Genomic DNA, 14,971 nt, shown 5'->3' with positions numbered 1-14,971 from the left:
AGCATCATGTGGAATCTGACGGAATAAAACGTACTTGCTATCAAAGTCAATTTGATTTTGGTTTCCTACCAAATGGGCAAGTGAAAGTGTGGCTTGAAGGGTGTGGCAAGTATACGTACGTTACTGAGCTATCGCCAACTAGCATGCCTGATACTGACTATAATTCAATCACATCGAAACAATATTTCCAAGCAACAGAATATGTAAAAAAAAGAGCTAAAAAAGCTCACGCAACCTTGACACCTATCCCTTGGGACAAGGTAAATAAGGTTTATACATCAGAAAATTATATTGTAGATCAGCTTCATTAATATTGGCCTATCGCCTCACAGGTTTCTGTGAGGCGTTTTAGTTTTATATGATTCGTCAAACCATTACATTAAAACATTATAAAAACTAATCCAAAATCACGTTAACACAATATGAATGAGTATTAGGTCTAACTGATAAAGGGGCACTTTTGTGTTACGAAGTGCCAACTTTGAAAATTCGGGACAAGAAATAGATAGAAGTAAGCACTGAGTACCATGTAGTTAAGATATGCGTTATTAATTAATGATGTGGCAACTAAGTACTGTCGCTGCCAGTTCAAAGTACCACTTTCACCGTATCTTTAAGGCATTCATGGGGATCAGTGCTATGCAACATGTGTTGCTAGCACGAATGAAACGCGCTTCTTTCAGGTTAGCATTTGAGTCACAGTTCAGTGTTACTGATATTGCTTTTGAAGCTCAATTCGAAAGCCTAGAAGCCTTTACGCGTGCTTTTTCAAGGATATTCGGGCAAACACCTTCCCAATTTAGAAATCAGCCTGAGTGGCGTTCTTGGCACTCAAAGTATGAATATCATCCACCAATAACAGGAGAAAGTGTAATGAATGTTCAAATCGTAGATTTCGAAAAAAGAGAAGTTGCATTAATTGAACATAAAGGTAGCCCACTACTGGTATACGAGACAGCAGCTAAGTTTATAAATTGGCGAAAATCGACAGGTTTATCTCCAATAAAAACCAGCGAAACATTTGGTATTCCTCACTCTGACCCAAGCGATACGCCAGATGATGAGTTTCAGTTTGATATCTGTGGCTCGCACAAAGGAGAGGTTCCAGAGAACACCTATGGAATAAAATCTGGAACAATACCAAGTGGCAGGTGCGCTATGGCAATCCATAAAGGAAGCCATGACAGCATTGGCGACACCTTGTATCACTTATATCAAAAATGGCTGCCAGATAGTAAAGAAGAATTAAGAGAGTATCCTTGTTACTTTCGTTATTTAAATTTTGTTCATGAAGTCAATGAATGTGAGTTGTTAACGGAGATCTACCTACCGATAAAATAGTAAGTGGCTAAGGGAAGTAATAGACTCGGACCTGCGTCGAGGCTGTAATATGGCATCTGCACAGAGAGCGATTGTTAGCTCGGGAATAGCAATAAGTGCAATGGACATTATTAGCGTTAAGACGATCTTAATACTTTAGATAATATGCCATTGCAACCTTCTGTGGATATCGTTCTAGTCACGGAAGCCGAACCTCATCCAATATTGGAAAAATAACGCATGGAACAATTTGTTAAGCTAATGCCTTAAACGGATTCGCTAGCCAATTACAAAGGTAAATTCACCAGTTAAACGCCCGTCGATTCGCATAGTTTCAAACTGTAGATGATCACGGGCTTTTCCACCCCACCATTCATTACCAGTATTACCTTTTAAGTACAATTGGGTGGTAAGTAGCTCTTGATTACCACGCCACAACTTAACATGAATGTGTGGCGGACGAGAGGCGTAAGGTACAGGATACAATGTCTGGAATAAGTAGCGTCCATCCGATTGAGTTTCCACCGCGCCAAACCCAGCAAAGTGAGCATCAAACATATCGTTATTTGGCTGGTTTGGGTGAGAATAGATACCTTGCCCATCACACTGCCAGATTTCTAGTTTGATGCCTGAAACAGGGTTTCCCGTTGTATCCACTACTTTCCCTTGCAATATAATGGGCTCTCCAATTAATCCTTCAGTCTGAAGTAATAAATTTGATCGAAGAGGAATACGATCGACCGGATAAAATGGCCCTTCTGCTTGTTCAGGTGTTAACTGTATCGGCGTTTTGGCCTTTAAACCTGTCGTAAAAATCAAACTCAAAAGCGCTAAAAAGTGTCGTCGTTCCATGGTGTCACCAATCGCTAGTTTTAGTTAAGTTTGGTTAAAATTGAACGATTTGCCAAGACTAGTGCTGTGGATAATATAGTTTTATCAGCATCAGAAACATTTGGATATAAAACCTTGTTAAGATGTGAAGCAAGCAATACCGAAGTCTCAGCAAACTAACTTAAACACTAAAACCAGCACACACTAAAATGCCCATATGGTAAAACACTCTAAACAACTTGTTATTTTTTCGCTGGGTACACAGTTTTAAAATGCTCTAAGACAAGCACCATATCTTCTGATGGACTGATATTGAGTTCTTCGCACTCTTTTGAGAAGAAATTCCAATGAGCTTTTTTCCACCAGCCTAGTGTTTTGTCACCTTCACCTTCTAACTCAGCAAACTCAGCCGTAATTTCATTGTATTTGCACTTTGATACGGAAGTTATTTCTATAATACAAACGGGTTCACCAGACCAATTAGTTACAACCTGAAGATGTCCCACTTCAGGCATAAGCTCACCTTGTTCGCTATACCAAATCTCTAAACTGCATGAGGCTCGTTTTTCACCACGTAATATGAGATCAGCGCATAGGTTTGCATTATATTCGTCGGCACAAAAATAATCGGAACTAAATGAGGTGTACTTTGATGCATTGTCACAGGTCAGAGAACTAAGATATTGTTCTAGGAATAATTTACTTCTTTCATCCATGATCTTTACTCAATTTTCGTCTTGAACGCTTATTAGCGTGGTTCAGCTAGGCTCTCGATGCCCAACTCTTGTTGTTTACGCTTACTTAAACCACTAGCTACGATTCGGTAAGACTCAGACAAATAATACTTTAAATCGTCGTCTAATTTACCCGAGGTCTCAATTTGCTGTATCCACTTCATTCCACGATTGGCAAAATATGGCGCAGGTTTATAACCATCACTATTACTCAAAAACTCGAAATTTAAGTTAGACGTTTTAAACGTAAATGCAGCTTGGGAACCATCGCTCCAACCACCTATGGCAAAGACTTTACCACCGACTTTCCATACATCGGAATTCCCCCATTGAACAACGTGACTTGTTCCAGCAAAAGAACCGCAAAAATGGTTAAATTCTTCGTAGTTCATACTGACTTCCCTATTAGATCATGTAGCCGCGTTAAGTATTTCCAATATTAACTTTAACTGTTATATGACTTTTCGCGCGATGATATGGATTGCTTTACTTTTATGACCTGATATAGTCGAGTTATCGACCAACGTAGAACTCTCAATATTAAAGTTTGTTAGTAACGCTTCAAACTCTGCTTTGGAACTATGCCACATCGATACGCCTGTACCTGAAACAAAATGTAAGCTTTGGTCTGAACAAAACTCAGCTAGATAAATAATACCCTGAGGTTTGAGCACTCGGTGTAGTTCGCTAAGTATATTGTTACGACAGCTTTGTTCTGGGATACAAGTGAGTACGGCACACAAAACTATCGAATCAAATTCGCCATCATGGAAAGGCAAAACCTCAGTTGATAAATATCTTAAATCAAGCTCTGGACATTCGCTCAAACCTCGGCTTACCATTTCTTTCGATGAATCGACGCCAACGACTTCACGATAACCAAGCTCTGATATCTGTTTTGTGATGCGCCCATATCCACAACCAAAGTCCAAAATTTTTGATTCAAGAGGTACAGATGCGACAAAATCATCAGTTGATATTTTTAAATTAAAATTGACTCGATCTGCCACAGAATCCCATTCACTCATGATTTCTTCCCTCTGTCATATATCACATTGCTAACATGAAAACTTAGTGTGCCAGACTTTGCAGCGTAGCGTTCCCCCCTCTTGCACGCTTTGTTAGGGCTTGAAACTCTCAGCAACAAACTTACTGCCCATTGACCCCATTAATACACCTGAACCTTTGTTGATGTAGGACTTAAAGCGTAAATAACTTACTTGAGCCTTTGGGCTTGATAGCAAAATAGAAACTAGGAAGTACCAAGAAAAATTTAAGACAAACACGCCCACCACCAATATAGATGTTGTATAAACAGGAACTTTCATGGGTAGCATGGCTGCAAACACACTGCTAAATACAATTGCAGTCTTTGGATTACTTAACTGTGTCGTTAATCCAAGAACTACCGCCTTAAAATGAGCAGGTTTGTTCGTTAGCTCTGCGCCATCGGAAACAACGTTGCTTTTGCTCGCGCGCCACATTTTTATCCCCAGATAACATAGATATAGACCACCAAGAACTTTGAAAGCTACGTAAAACTCTGGCACAGCATCAAAAAGTGCAATGAGCCCCATTGAAGCAATAAATGCAAATGTACTTGCTCCCAAACCTAGACCTATTGAAATACACATGGCTTCAGCTCTAGATTTTGACATGGCTGTTTGCGCAACTAAGATAAATGAAGGACCTGGTGTCATTGCACCAAAGAGTAACAGCGTAGCGATTGGCAGTAGAAATAAGTATTGCTCCAACATTTATAATCATCCTTGTACTAACTTAGTGATTGGCCCTAACAGGGCATAAATAAGCATTCTTACTTCAATGCAAAAATACACCAATATAATACCTTTATCATAATCGATACAATCTATATATTATGAAGCTGATGACGTTTTTGACCTTTTAAATGATTGTTTAGCATAGGGAAAGTAAGAAATATTGCTTATTAAAAAAAGGATTAAAGCGATAAATCTCTCAACTTTATTATAACTAGTTATATAGAGACGAAAAAAGGCTAAGCAATAACTTAACCTTTTATTCACCCTATTTTTTGAAAGGTTAAATAGGTAGTAAATATGTTTTCACTATCTTATTACCAGAGTCTTCATCTGTAATTAAGACTTTATTAGAAATGATTGTCACCCCTTGCGGGTTATTAACATCATCAATATCATAAACATTCATAGGTTTGTTTGATTCTTTATCTAAAACTATCAGTTGCTTACCTGAGTTGTTTAATAAAATAATTGCGTTATCTGTAACTTCCATACCGGTTATTATAGGAACCTCTTTCGTTTTCATTGATATGATCTGTTCAGCGTTTAACATCATATCTTTACGGCTAAATCTTGATAACACAATAAAATCATTGACTTTATTAGGCAAAGACAAGGTTAGATATTCATTATCTAATAAAGATAATGCACTGCTACCTATATAACTTTTACTAGCTCGAACTGTCTTTAAGTTCCCTCTACCCACTTCTTTCATGCGATATGAATCATCAACGGATAGGTTTACATAACTTTTATAAACAGACGTTACAATAATCTCTCCATTTTTATCAAAAAAAACGCCAGAGATATTATTTACATCTTTATCAAATTTTGGGTCCACTTTATATTGGCTTAATATATTTGATGCCGTCTTATCAAGTAAATAAATCCAGTTTTTATTTGTCGCAATAGCAATTACACTTCTTTTCTCATCATAACTTATCGCTGTTACTCGACCGGTAACATTAGCTGGAAGAGCAGTATTTTCTATCTTCAGCAATTCGTTCGCATGTTCAAGTTTAGTGTTTTCATTAGCCGTCAATGTAGTAAATTCAGGTTGTTCAATGTAATTATTAGCTCTAAATGAAAAATGACTCCACGTAGGCCAATGTTTTGTTGTCCAAACCGTTTTACTTAAGTCATAACTAAAGTTTTGCGGGCTTGCTTGACCAATATATGGCGGTGGACCAACTTGAGTGAATGCCTGAATTACATTTAAAAACATAACAATAATAAAACTATACCCTGAGACTTTATGGAACGTCCCCCAGCGAACCCGCGTTGTATTTTTTAATGAGTCTTCATTAGAAAACCCGATTAATAAAGACATAATTAGTAAGTTAGCTATAAATAAGAACACACCCCATGTATAAGCATGAGCACCGAATATTAAACCGCCAAACCCCTGCCCAATATCTTGTCCAAGATGTACAGAGCTATGCAATATACTTAACCATAACCCGTAAATACATATAATATAATAGGTACTAATATATTTTAATCTCAAACCATATCGAGACATATATAAAGCACAAAGAGAAAGAAGTATAATTGCAATTCTTTCCTGCCAACATAATATACAAGGATTATCACCCAGAATATAACCAAGTATCACAGTTGCAATACCAATAGGGATCAGGGTTAATCCCAAAGATAAAGCCGATAACAACAAGGATGTTTGAGAACTATTTAAACGTTTCAATTAGTAGTTCCCCATCGGTAATACCATATTCCAACAAACGACAAGAGATAATAAAACACTTAAAATGACAGAAAAAAACAAAGAAACATCACTCAAGTTTTTTCTTTTTGGATAAAAGACAACTAATAATGAAGATATTAAAATTATAAATAATAATAAAAATTCCAATTTCGCACCTTACTTATTTAATTAATAGATATCATCTATACCTGATGATTTAGACACCATTTCTACCGGCTAAATTTATGACCGATGTCTTTGTTTATTCGTAAACCAATGTGATATTAAGTAGTCTTTTTTAAACACATGGCTTTTGGTGTGCAATATGAGCGACAATCGCAATATTACGAATACTTTGAGCATCTAACATTTTTTATCCTCATATTGATGTGACGAATTGATCATACAGACTGTCAAACAATATCAATAACAACATTCAGACGATAAACATCACTAATAGGACAATTGAAGAACGACTAACGAGAAATATTCCATAGAACGCCCAAATTATTGATGCATCGTTTCAATTCGCATTTCTGAATTGCAAGCTTTTGATGAAAATTTTAGCTTGATGAAAACATCTACCAGCAGTTATGGTGTTTACCTAAAGTCGCCAATAGATATATTCAGGTTTGTACTTTTACCGTTGATGGGAATTATGGCGGTGTATGTGTGCGTTCAGATGATTCATTGGTCATTAAAAAAGACAGCGATATCGAGCCTTTGATTGTATTGGAAGACAGTGTGTTCTTAAAATAGTCGCCTGCTTCTATATAGAATAAAAAAAACGCACAGCTTACTTTACATAAAACTGTGCGTTTTTATTTATATAAGTATTAAACGATTAAAACTTATATTCAGCAGAAATTTTGTATGAACGACCTGGCTCATAAACTTGCGTCCACGGTGTACGGTAGTTTTCATCAAACGCATTGGCAACAGTGAAATCAACCGTTAAGCCTTCCATGTTTGAGGTTGGCTCCCATGAAGCATAGAAATCAACAAGTTCATAAGACTTATAAGGACCTTCGCTATCACCTTTTGGACGGCGATCTTGAGTGCTGGCAAAAATAGCTCGAGTACCTACCTTGGTGTCAATTTCCCAAATACCGTAGTCAACTTGCGCCACCCATTTATCGGCAGGGATATGACTTAACCACTCACCTGTTTTTTCATCTTTACCACGTGTTTGGCCATACGATAGCAATGTATTTAATCTGTCATAACGGTATTGGGCAACAACTTCAAAACCTTTTAACTTAGCATTGTCGATGTTATCTGAAGTACTTGTACCACCACAACCAACACCAGAGCCACGGTTTGCCATCATACACGCTATCATTTCGCTACGGCTTGGTACTGTTACATCGAGATTGATAAAGTCTTTAACTTTATTTTGGAAAACGCTAGCTGTGATCAGTAATTCATCATCACCAATAAGGTTATCAAAATTAAATGTACCTTTTAACTCGATATTATGTGCCTGCTCTGGCTTCAAATTCGGGTTAGGTACAAATACATTGGTAATAGGCCCCATTGCAAAGTGAGTACCGTCCATAAATAATTCAGACGTACTTGCCGCTCTGAATGCTTCGTCATATCTTAATGACCATGCCATCCAATCTGTCGCCTGCCAGTTAGCACCTACAGATGGAGACCAAGCATCTTGCTTATTATTTTCGAACCCTTCTGCTTTTGACTCAAACGTGTCGTAACGTAAGCCAGCATCTAGTTCAAGTGACTCTAATAAGGCGTAATTAACATGAGCAAAGCCACCTAAGGTTGTTGCTTTAGCACCATCAGGAGGTGTTGGACGACCTGAGGTTGTTACTGGACGTTTAGTATCTAACTTATCTTCATAGCCATCAGCACCAATAAAGACTTGAAAACGATCTAAATCAGATTTATTGGTAACAGAAAAACCTGTTGTGGTGATAGAGCTGATATCTTTTTCAGTACTGCCATTACCCAACTCTTTAATATCTGTGTCGTTACGATAAACTCTAAATGCACTATCAATGAAGTTACTTTCAGGGTTATAAGCGTACTTTAATGTAATGTTTTGATCCGTGGACGTACGATCAATCAGTTTATCTTCTGTACTTAATGGCTCAGTCGAGCCGACAACTGGTGGGTGCCCGTCATAATCAGAAATGCGGTAATCTAAACCAATGCTTTGGCTATCGGTAAAGTGCCAATTAAATTTCGCTAACCCCGTCTTATTAATCGCTTCAGTACCATAGAGCTTATAGCCATTGCCTTGCTCCATCACACCACTGTCTTGGTAACTACCGGCTAGTAACCAATCAACATTATCTTGTTTGTTAGCAATCGCACCAACGGTGGTAACAACATTTCCGTTACTCTGATAGCCCGTCTTAACTTTGCCACCAAAGCCTGTATCTTCGACTAAATCATCTGCTGTGATTGTATTTTGAATAACCACACCACCAATTGCACCTGAGCCATATAAAGAACTCACAGGGCCTTTTACTACCTCAATGTCACTGATCAAAGTTGGATCTAAGAAAAAGGATGGTCGGTGATCAAATTGGGCATTTTGGCGGTTACCATCAATAACCTGTAGGACTTTATTCCCTTCTAAGCCACGAATATTAATAGATTGATTACTCGCAACATTACCACCAGCAACAGACACGTTTGGTATGAATTTTACCGCTTCAGCGACTGAATTAACCTGCATTTCATCAAGTTCTTCGCTGCTAACTTTTGCAACCGTCCTTGTTTTATCTTGGTTAGTTTCATCAACTCTCGAAGCCGAAACAACAATCTCATCAAATTGAGAAACATCGTTGCTGGCATAAACGGATGGAGAAAGGACCGCGACTAAAGAGCTGGCGATCAGAGTTAACTGCTTGTTCATATATCCCTACTTCACAATTTTTTATTTGTAACAAAATTCGCAAACATTATTACAAACAAAAACGATAATTACTATCATTTAGATTAAGAAATGATATTTATTTAATTATCATTACCATAAGGAATACTCATTGCGATATAGGCTTTGTATTATTGATTACCTAAAATAAGAAAAAGTGGTCACGGTATAATTAACGTGTATTTTTCACACAAAAAGATAGCAATTCGCTCATCTATTTATTTGTTATTTAATAAGTATTATTTTTCACTTTAATACGCTTGCTTAACAGCAATATGATTGTTAGTATGCGCGCTCGTTTTACGACGCTAAGTAAGGTCGCATTACTTAGTGAATCATTTATATCAAAGAGTATTGATTATGAAATTTAATGCAGTAGTACGTACTGACCTAGGTAAAGGTGCGAGCCGCCGCCTACGTCTTCAAGAGCAATTCCCAGGTATCATTTACGGTGGTGAAGCAGCACCAGTTGCTATCGCTCTTAAGCACAGCGATGTTATCAACCAAATGGACAAGCCTGAGTTCTACGAAGGTTTCGTACTAGTAATCGACGGTCAAGAAGTTAAAGTTAAACCTCAAGACATTCAACGTCACCCGTTCAAGCCTAAAGTTGAACACATGGACTTCAAACGCATCTAATTGCGAGTTCATAAACGTTTTATTAAGCACTCTTCGGAGTGCTTTTTTTATATCTAAATAACTGTATCGATATATTTACTAAAACAACGACTGTTGCGGATCATCCTCTTGCTCAATATTCTTATCTAACTCTTGCTGCAATTTAGCTCGGTGACGCCTTAGTACTTGCTGTTTGCGGCGACGACATATATCAAGTACTAGATGTTTTTCATCATCGGTCATTTTAAGCCAATACAAACGCTCTTCCCTACTACGGAAGCATCCTTTGCAATACCCCTTATTATTCACTTCACATATGCGCTTACAGGGACTTGGAATATCAAAAAAGTCTTTCTGTTCCATGCCTATTAAATTTCATCATCATACCTTTAATGAGAATAATAGATTTTTATAACTCGTGCTGTTATTAAGTGAAAAACACTAACAAAATTTTGCTAATTCGTTAATTCTGTATTGATTTTATGAAAAAATAGTCAGTTATGTTAGTTGCTTTCATCACCTCAACTCTGATAAGGTTATTCGAGTTGTCATGGCTGATAACTAATTTTTACATTATATATCTAGTCATGTCCCCGAATAGATATATCAAAGGAGGGAACCATGGATTTTTTTGTACCATCGGCTAAAGACCTTGAACAAGCGGAATCTGTTTATTCCTCGATTGCTGCACATGTCTCAGCACCTATTCCGAGCGACAGTAAACGCGTAAGTAAGTTAGTTTGGTCACATGAAGGAACGGTATGTATTGGCGAAGTAGGTAAACTTCCGCCAGAAATATTCCGTGCACCTGAAGAAATTTTAGCTATTTTTGAATGTGGTGATGTGTACAAGATCTGTACTCAAAACCGTGGTGTGATCAATTTTGATCCTATTCTTGCCAATACTAAAGACGTATCTAAAGTTGAATTCTTTAAATAGTTTTTATTTATTAGCAACAAAAAAACGCGCTTATATAGCGCGTTTTTTTATATCATTTCCAAATATTAGTCGTTTTCTTCAACGCGATCATCCGATTCTTCAGCTAAGTTTAAAAACTTCAATCCTAGGCTAAGTAATAAAATAGAAACGGGTAAAATAAGTATCTTCCAATCAAGATTATTGAAATTGACCAATACCGCTTCTAAGAACTTAACAAAAAGAATGATCACAATGACTTCTGCTAATACATTTTTTAAATGCCCAATATTAGGTGTTTTGATCCAACCTAAAACATTTGTTTTATCTGCGTCTGGCGATTTTTTATTTGATATAAATAGTGTGAATACACCGTGTGCAAAAATAAACAATACAAAAGCGATTAAAAAAATATCGAGTGACTTGATTAAATAATACGTCGCTATATCTGCAGTATCTAAATGCACTAGGCTGTTATGCGGTACTGCATTAAAAAACACCACAGTAAACGCGGTATACGTTTTCATTGAACCAACAATAAACAGCAACAATGAGCCAAGAGTAGAGCAAATGATAGCTAACCAGCCTACATATCGAAAAGCATTAAATGTTTTTTTCATAATGGGATAATCTAAAAGTTTTTCACATTATAAAGAATAAACCATAAACTACTAGCAACAGTGAATGTGAAAAAAGAATAAACAACCATTATGATAATCGTTAAAACAACCCTAACTGCGGTGCAGTAATCTCATCAAAGTATTTACCTATAAACGGCAAGATACCATCAGCAACTGGCTTTAATTGCTTATCAATATAATGGTTATAGTCGATAGGGCTTTGACGATACTCGCTTGGCTCAGCACCTGATACTGTAAATACATATTCAATCGTCCCTTTATTTTGATATTGACGAGGACGACCTAATTTTAGGTTCATTTCATCAGCTAAACGGGCTGCACGCACCTGCGGTGGTATATTTTTCTGATAATCCGCTAAATTTCGTCTTAATTGCTTACGGTAAATAAGCAAATCATCAAACTCCCCTGCTAACGTTCGCTGCGTATAATCACGAACATAATCATCAACATCCTGATCATGGAAAACCATTTGATACAGTGACTGCTGAAAATGTTGAGCGAGTGGTGTCCAGTCAGTTCGAACCGTCTCTAACCCTTTAAATACGATTTCTTCTTTATCCCCTCTCCACACTAATCCGGCATACCGTTTTTTACTGCCTGTTTCTTGTCCCCGAATAGTGGGCATTAAAAACTTGTGGTAATGAGTTTCATATTCAATTTCAAGAGCCGATGTTAAGCCATATTCATCACGTAGATGTGTTGTCCACCACTGATTAATATAAGAGACTAAGTCATGACCAATCGCATTTGCATCATCTTGTGAATGGGCTTTTTTAAGTGATACAAAAGTTGAGTCGGTATCACCATAAATCACTTCATAGCCTTTAGCTTCAATTAACTCTCGAGTCAATTTCATGATTTCATGGCCACGCATGGTAATCGATGAAGCTAAACGGTGATCAAAGAAACGACAGCCTGACGATCCTAATACACCATAAAATGAGTTCATGATGATTTTAATTGCTTGGGAAAACGCTTTTTCGCCATCACGTTTGGCTTGATCACGTGCAGCCCATAAATCTTCAATCATCTTCGGCAAGAAATGCTTGGTCCGATGAAAGCGTCCGCCACGAAACCCATTAATAGCTTGGTGTTCCGCTTTACCTTCTTCTTGGTTTAACCCTTCGACTAGACCCATAGGATCAATCCGAAAAGATCGGATAATCGAAGGATATAGTGATTTAAAATCGAGGACTAATACAGAATCATATAATCCGGGTTTAGAGTCCATAACATAACCACCCGGGCTTGCTATCCAATTATCACTGACAAGGTTTGGTGCGATATAGCCTGCTCTGTGTAATTGCGGCATATAAAGATTGGTAAAGGCGGCAACTGAGCCCCCTACACGATCCAATTCCACGCCCGTTAAACGGCACCGTTCAATAGCAAAATCGAGTAAATGAGTATGCTCAAAAATGCGAGTCACCAACTCACAATCTTGTAAGTTATATTTAGCAAGAGAGAGCTTATCATGGCGAAACATATGATTAATTTCCGCCATCCGATCGTGTACGTTATGAATCGCTTTACCTTCACCCAATAATTCTTGTGAAACCGACTCTAGCGACCATGAACGGAAGTTATAAGTCGCGGTTTTAAGCGTATCAATACCATCCATGACGACTCGTCCGGGAACAGTAATAAACCCTTGATTAGGATTTTGCGAAGATGGTCGATAATGCGGCATTTGTCGTCCACGACCAATACGTAAATTAACTTTATTCCACTCAGCACGATGCAATAATAAACGAAAATCAAAGTCGATAACGTTCCATCCGATGATCACATCAGGATCAAAAGCCATAAACCACGACTCTAACGATTGCAATAACGCCTTTTCACTTTCAACCCACTCGATCAACAAGTCACTAGACTCGCTATAACCGTCAGGTGCTTGCCCTACCATGATCACTCGGCTATCAGCATCGCTGTGTAAACCAATAGAATACAATACGCCTTTTTCAGAACATTCAATATCTAACGATACGACACTCAGCGTTGGCACATAATCAATAGGTTTTACTTTAGTTTTTGTGACTTCAATGTAGCCAGAACGCTGACGTTGATCACCGGTAAAAACCAAGCCGCCACGAACAAAACGTTCCATTAAATAGCGATCTGCTAAACGAATATCCGATTCAAAAACATCAATTAGCTCCGCAGAAAGTGCTTTTACCGCAGAGAAACCATCTCGAATAGTGTGGCAATAACAGGCAGAAACAACATGATGCTGAAACGTTTTAAGTGGCAGATCTTTCCACTCTGTTGTGATATTCGCACTCGTTAATACCTGTTGGGCTTGCGCTTTTTGCTCTGTACGAACAAAGAAAACAGGCTTATCGCCTATAATAGACAAACGATATGGACCATTTTCTGTTTTAACCCAGAGAATGATTTCTGTTTGTCCATTAATGTCACGACTTTGGCGAGTTAAAACAAAACCCGTTGTTAACGACTGCAAATAAAACCTCTGCTGTTGATATGATCACCCGATCTTTTTTTCTATTTTTTCAAACTCCGCCACAATCCAATTCCCAACATGTTCAACTAAAAACAAAGTGGCACGTTTGGGTACTTGCGGACCATTGATAAGAATTTGAATACGTTCAATATCGACTGTTTTGTCAGGATAAAAATGAAGAAAGAAGTCAGCACATTGCTGCTCACTATAAGCTAAACTCGATGTGCGATGTGCCACCAGCATAAAACAGCTTCGTAGCATCTTCTTACCCACCTTTCGGCACAATGCGTTATATTCTGTCACACTTTTCGTTGCCATAATTTTACTACGACAATCCGCAAGTACCGTTTTTATATCACTATTAAACGCTTTTGCTATCTCCCAACTCGGTTCAAACAAACCAAATTGTGTTGCCAAACTATCGCCATAGAGGCATACGCTACAGTGCTTAAACCAAAAACCCCATTTAAAAATCGATGCCAGTGTCATCACTTCATCTCGCGTAACCACCGTCAGATCAACCTGAGTGATAACGTTATAACGATAGGCTATTTGTTGACATAGTGAATCTAATACGCGGTGTTCTGATGCCGATAATGATCTATTAACAACCAGTGTTATATTAAGATCCGAACGTTCTGTTATCGCGCAACGAGCAGCAACACTGCCATTTAGGTATATGCTATGTATCTGCTCTGAAAACTCAGCCTGCAACTGTTTTACCAAAGCTAATAACACTGGCATATAAGGTGCTTGAAATGGGGTTAATTCATCAAGAACAGGTAGTGTTTTCATTACAAATACAACTCATAGACAGCTTCAATCCGTAAAAACAGCAATAACAAATCGTAATAAAAATATAGATTTTTATGCTTTATTCTCTCTATATACTACCAAATTCAACCTATCGAAAGTAAATACTCAAAATCGTTGTTTTTCTGCTTAAATTTTCATTCAAACCATTATAGGCATCGCTTCTTAGCGAGGTTTTAGTATAATCACCACTCTTACACACAAAGAGACAGATCTTAATCTATGGAAACTCAAAACCTGATTTCTTACGTTT

Annotated in this window: 15 protein-coding genes and 1 pseudogene; 5 read left to right on the top strand and 11 right to left on the bottom strand. The window is 37.7% G+C overall.

What is annotated here, in order from left to right:
- The 3 genes and pseudogenes from C9J45_RS20725 to C9J45_RS21815 form a co-directional block, all read left to right on the top strand.
- On the top strand, positions 1-311 hold a 311-nt coding region (locus C9J45_RS20725; RefSeq protein WP_146144334.1), incomplete at its 5' end, for a DUF2931 family protein.
- 247 nt (positions 312-558) lie between these two features.
- The gene (locus C9J45_RS20720) at positions 559-1,341 is read left to right on the top strand and encodes a GyrI-like domain-containing protein (RefSeq protein ID WP_107206480.1); all 783 of its coding nucleotides are present in this window, start codon (positions 559-561) and stop codon (positions 1,339-1,341) included.
- Positions 1,342-1,384: 43 nt separating this feature from the next.
- Positions 1,385-1,557 (top strand): annotated as a pseudogene (locus C9J45_RS21815) (LysR family transcriptional regulator); the annotation flags it as partial.
- 42 nt (positions 1,558-1,599) lie between these two features.
- Here C9J45_RS21815 and C9J45_RS20710 read toward each other — a convergent pair.
- The 7 genes from C9J45_RS20710 to C9J45_RS20675 all read right to left on the bottom strand — a co-directional run bounded on the left by C9J45_RS20710 (position 1,600) and on the right by C9J45_RS20675 (position 9,249).
- Positions 1,600-2,172 (bottom strand): protocatechuate 3,4-dioxygenase, encoded by a 573-nt coding sequence (locus C9J45_RS20710; protein ID WP_107206445.1) that lies wholly within the window; start codon positions 2,170-2,172, stop codon positions 1,600-1,602.
- A gap of 221 nt (positions 2,173-2,393) precedes the next feature.
- Positions 2,394-2,867, bottom strand: a complete 474-nt coding sequence (locus C9J45_RS20705; RefSeq protein ID WP_107206444.1) for an ASCH domain-containing protein — start codon at positions 2,865-2,867, stop codon at positions 2,394-2,396.
- 32 nt (positions 2,868-2,899) lie between these two features.
- A complete protein-coding gene (locus C9J45_RS20700; RefSeq protein ID WP_045128468.1) occupies positions 2,900-3,277 on the bottom strand; it encodes an MmcQ/YjbR family DNA-binding protein in 378 nt (125 codons plus the stop codon).
- 60 nt (positions 3,278-3,337) lie between these two features.
- Positions 3,338-3,913, bottom strand: coding sequence for a class I SAM-dependent methyltransferase (locus C9J45_RS20695; protein ID WP_107206443.1), 576 nt, complete (start codon positions 3,911-3,913; stop codon positions 3,338-3,340).
- 93 nt (positions 3,914-4,006) lie between these two features.
- Entirely contained in the window at positions 4,007-4,642 is a 636-nt protein-coding gene (locus C9J45_RS20690) for a LysE family translocator (RefSeq protein WP_107292964.1), read from the bottom strand.
- A 304-nt stretch (positions 4,643-4,946) separates the two neighbouring features.
- Positions 4,947-6,365 (bottom strand): disulfide bond formation protein B, encoded by a 1,419-nt coding sequence (locus tag C9J45_RS20685; protein ID WP_199190699.1) that lies wholly within the window; start codon positions 6,363-6,365, stop codon positions 4,947-4,949.
- An 844-nt stretch (positions 6,366-7,209) separates the two neighbouring features.
- Positions 7,210-9,249, bottom strand: a complete 2,040-nt coding sequence (locus C9J45_RS20675) for a TonB-dependent hemoglobin/transferrin/lactoferrin family receptor (RefSeq protein WP_107292963.1) — start codon at positions 9,247-9,249, stop codon at positions 7,210-7,212.
- 378 nt (positions 9,250-9,627) lie between these two features.
- Here C9J45_RS20675 and rplY point away from each other — a divergent pair, with 378 nt between their 5' ends.
- Complete coding sequence (gene rplY, locus C9J45_RS20670) at positions 9,628-9,906, top strand: 50S ribosomal protein L25 (protein WP_045150345.1); 279 nt, start codon at positions 9,628-9,630, stop codon at positions 9,904-9,906.
- A 78-nt stretch (positions 9,907-9,984) separates the two neighbouring features.
- On the opposite strand, the gene C9J45_RS20665 is transcribed toward rplY, so the two are convergent.
- The gene (locus C9J45_RS20665; RefSeq protein WP_080902005.1) at positions 9,985-10,248 is read right to left on the bottom strand and encodes a DUF1289 domain-containing protein; all 264 of its coding nucleotides are present in this window, start codon (positions 10,246-10,248) and stop codon (positions 9,985-9,987) included.
- Positions 10,249-10,506: 258 nt separating this feature from the next.
- Here C9J45_RS20665 and C9J45_RS20660 point away from each other — a divergent pair, with 258 nt between their 5' ends.
- Positions 10,507-10,824: a hypothetical protein gene (locus C9J45_RS20660; RefSeq protein ID WP_107206440.1), complete on the top strand. Its 318-nt coding sequence runs from the start codon at positions 10,507-10,509 to the stop codon at positions 10,822-10,824.
- 65 nt (positions 10,825-10,889) lie between these two features.
- Here the strand turns inward: C9J45_RS20660 and C9J45_RS20655 are convergent, their stop codons facing one another.
- The 3 genes from C9J45_RS20655 to C9J45_RS20645 form a co-directional block, all read right to left on the bottom strand.
- Entirely contained in the window at positions 10,890-11,420 is a 531-nt protein-coding gene (locus tag C9J45_RS20655; RefSeq protein ID WP_107206439.1) for a YqhA family protein, read from the bottom strand.
- Between the two features lie 100 nt (positions 11,421-11,520).
- A complete protein-coding gene (locus C9J45_RS20650) occupies positions 11,521-13,905 on the bottom strand; it encodes a DNA polymerase II (RefSeq protein WP_107292962.1) in 2,385 nt (794 codons plus the stop codon).
- 24 nt (positions 13,906-13,929) lie between these two features.
- Positions 13,930-14,700 (bottom strand): hypothetical protein, encoded by a 771-nt coding sequence (locus tag C9J45_RS20645; RefSeq protein WP_107292961.1) that lies wholly within the window; start codon positions 14,698-14,700, stop codon positions 13,930-13,932.
- Positions 14,701-14,971 lie beyond the last annotated feature (271 nt).

This window comes from Photobacterium sp. GB-1, from assembly GCF_003026165.1.
Taxonomy (GTDB): domain Bacteria; phylum Pseudomonadota; class Gammaproteobacteria; order Enterobacterales; family Vibrionaceae; genus Photobacterium.
This window is presented reverse-complemented; position numbering and strand designations above follow the sequence as displayed.